The sequence below is a fragment of the Nonomuraea sp. NPDC049784 genome (assembly GCF_040659615.1).
In the GTDB taxonomy this organism is placed as follows: Bacteria; Actinomycetota; Actinomycetes; order Streptosporangiales; family Streptosporangiaceae; genus Nonomuraea.
This window is the reverse complement of sequence record NZ_JBFAMX010000999.1, coordinates 1-2,440: the sequence shown is the minus strand read 5'-3', so window position 1 is coordinate 2,440 and position 2,440 is coordinate 1. Positions and strand designations below refer to the sequence as shown.

The 2,440-nt window shown below is 71.9% G+C and carries 4 protein-coding genes; 3 read left to right on the top strand and 1 reads right to left on the bottom strand.

Annotated elements, in window-relative coordinates; translation table 11 throughout:
* A partial coding sequence (locus AB0J09_RS62325) for a M17 family peptidase N-terminal domain-containing protein (RefSeq protein WP_360713604.1) occupies positions 1–304 on the bottom strand: 304 nt, incomplete at its 3' end.
* A 97-nt stretch (positions 305–401) separates the two neighbouring features.
* On the opposite strand from AB0J09_RS62325, the gene AB0J09_RS62320 reads away from it, so the two are divergent.
* The 3 genes from AB0J09_RS62320 to AB0J09_RS62310 all read left to right on the top strand — a co-directional run.
* Complete coding sequence (locus AB0J09_RS62320; protein ID WP_360713602.1) at positions 402–749, top strand: GntR family transcriptional regulator; 348 nt, start codon at positions 402–404, stop codon at positions 747–749.
* Positions 746–1,711: a DUF1648 domain-containing protein gene (locus tag AB0J09_RS62315; RefSeq protein WP_360713600.1), complete on the top strand. Its 966-nt coding sequence runs from the start codon at positions 746–748 to the stop codon at positions 1,709–1,711. The genes AB0J09_RS62320 and AB0J09_RS62315 overlap by 4 nt, the downstream gene beginning before the upstream one ends.
* Positions 1,708–2,440: CPBP family intramembrane glutamic endopeptidase (locus tag AB0J09_RS62310; protein ID WP_360713598.1), on the top strand; the 733-nt coding region annotated here is incomplete at its 3' end. The genes AB0J09_RS62315 and AB0J09_RS62310, both read left to right, overlap by 4 nt.

The following is a 2,440-nucleotide window of genomic DNA, read 5'->3' as shown; positions in this document are numbered from 1 at the left end:
GGGACCGTACGGCGGCGCCGGCGGCGCGGCGCAGCCCTTCGGCGTCGGTGGAGTCGCCCAGGCCGACCGCGACCAGCAGCGGCGCGGCGATGGCGCCGAACGTCGGCAGCTTGGCCAGCTCACCTGCCTTGCCGGAGAAGGCGACGGCCTTGAGGGAGCCGGCGAGCTTGCCGCCGAAGGCGGCCTCGAGGGACTCGGCGCCCGTGGCGGCCCGTGGGCCTTCCTGGCCTGACCTGAAGCCGACGATCAACGCGTCGGTGTCAAAGGAGACTGGATCTGCTGAGTTCAGCCGCACAGTGGTCACGTAAACCGATGCTATCCAGGTCTTCTACGTACTCACAAACAGGGGTTCATCCTACCAATAACGCGACCTGCAACATGGTGCTATTGTCACTAGCACCATGTTGCTCACGCTGGACCTGAACGACGCGCGACCCCTGCACGAACAGGTGGCGGGCGCGATCCGCCGCGCCATCGGCGAGGGGGCGTACCGCCCTGGCGACCGCCTTCCCCCGGCCCGCGACCTGGGTCAGGCTCTCGGCATCAACCCCAACACCGTGCTGCGCGCGCTGCGCGACCTGCGCGACGAGGGGCTGCTGGAGTTCCGGCGCGGACGGGGGGTGAGCGTGGCCGGCCGCGCCGACGGCCGCGCCCTGCTCGCACAGCGCGCGCGTGAGCTGCTGGAAGAGGCCAGGAAGTACGGCTACGGCCGCGACGACCTCATCACCATCCTTGAGGAGCTGCCATGAACGCCCGAGTCATCGCCATCGTGTGGGGGCTGGCCGTCACCGCGGTCCAGGTCGCGCTGTCCCTGGCGCTGCGCGACCGGCTGCCCGATCCGCTGGCCACGCACTGGGGGCTGGACGGCAGGCCCAACGGCTCGATGTCCTTCCCGGTGTTCCTCGCGGTGGAGGTGCTGATCTGGGCGGCGGTCTGGCTGTCCGCGCTGGCCGCGGCCGAGCGGGCGCTGGCCCGCAGGCAGGGCCGGGTGCTGTGGTGGGGCGTTCTGTTCGCCATGAGCGTGTTCTCGCTCGGCCTGAAGGTCGTGACCCTGCTCGCCAACCTCGACGCCGCCCACTGGACCGAGGCCCGGCTGCAGGGCTGGCTGGTCCCCGCGGTCATCGCCGCCGCGATCGGCGTCGCCGTGATCGCGGGCTACCTGGGCAGGGGCGCGCCCGACGACCCGGCTCGCGATGCCCGGCGGCCGCCCCTCCTCCGGCTGAGGGCCGGACAGCGGACCGTGTGGGTCGGCCACGTCGCGAACCGGTGGCTCGCCCTCATCTCCGTTCTGGCGCCGGCCGCTCTGGTCGTGCTGGGCCTGCTCTACGTCGTGGGTGTGGTGCCCGGTGAGGCGGCGGGGCGCGCCGTGCCGGCGCTCGTCATCCTGCTGGTGGTCGGGCTGCTGACCTCGTCCGTGTCCGTACGGGTCGGCGACGGCCGCGTCGTCATCCAGTGCGGCCCGCTGGGCTGGCCGGCGCGCAGGATCCCCCTGTCGCGCATCGAGTCGGCCTGGTCGGAGACCCGCCATCCGAGCACTGTCGGAGGTTGGGGCTTCCGCGGGCTGCCAGGAAACAGGACCATCATGCTGCGTGGCGGCGAGTGTCTGGTCATCGGCTACCGCTCCGGCGGCCGGCTCGCGATCAGCGTCGACGACGCCGTACGCGGCGCATCCCTCATCAACGCCCTCATCGCGGAGCGAGTCGATCAATGAAAAGACCTCTCCTCATCTTCATCGTCCTGGCCTTCGGGCTGTCGTGGGCGGCGGCGCTGCCCCTCTGGCTCGGCAAGGGGCTGGCCTCGCCGCAGCTGGCCTGGGTGGCCACGCTCATGATGTTCACGCCCACGGCCGGCGTGCTCGGCGCGTGGGCCGTCTCTCGCACGCCGTTCCGCGAGTGGGCCAGGCAGACCGGGCTCACGTTCGGTGACCGCAAGAAGCGCACGGCTGTTCTCCTGCTCACGACCTGGCTCGGGGTGCCGCTGCTGGCGTTCCTGGCGATGGGGCTGAGCGCCGCCGTCGGGGTGGTCTCGCTGGACCTCGACCAGCTCAGCCTGTTCAGGGCCGCGCTGCGGGCGCAGGGCATGACGGTGCCCGCCGACCTCGGCGGGGTGGCCGTGCTGCAGATCGTGGTGGCAGCTCTCGCCGGGCCCGCGCTGAACGCGATCCCGGCGCTGGGGGAGGAGTGGGGCTGGCGCGGCTGGCTGCTGCCCCGGCTCGTCTCCTCGAACGGCATGCTCGCCGGGCTGGTCTTCACCGGCGCCATCTGGGGCGTCTGGCACGCCCCCCTCACTCTCCTGGGTTACAACTACCCGCGCCTCGGCTCATGGGCGGCGCTGTTCTTCATCGGCTTCTGCGTGCTGTTCGGAGTGCTGGCCGGGTGGCTGCGGCTGCGTACGGGGAGCGTGTGGCCGTCCGTCGTGGCCCACGGCTCCCTGAACGCGG

Coding starts and splice junctions, on each gene's coding strand:
- AB0J09_RS62320 (WP_360713602.1), top strand. CDS start 402: ATGTTGCTCACGCTGGACCTGAACGACGCGCGACCCCTGCACGAACAG.
- AB0J09_RS62315 (WP_360713600.1), top strand. CDS start 746: ATGAACGCCCGAGTCATCGCCATCGTGTGGGGGCTGGCCGTCACCGCG.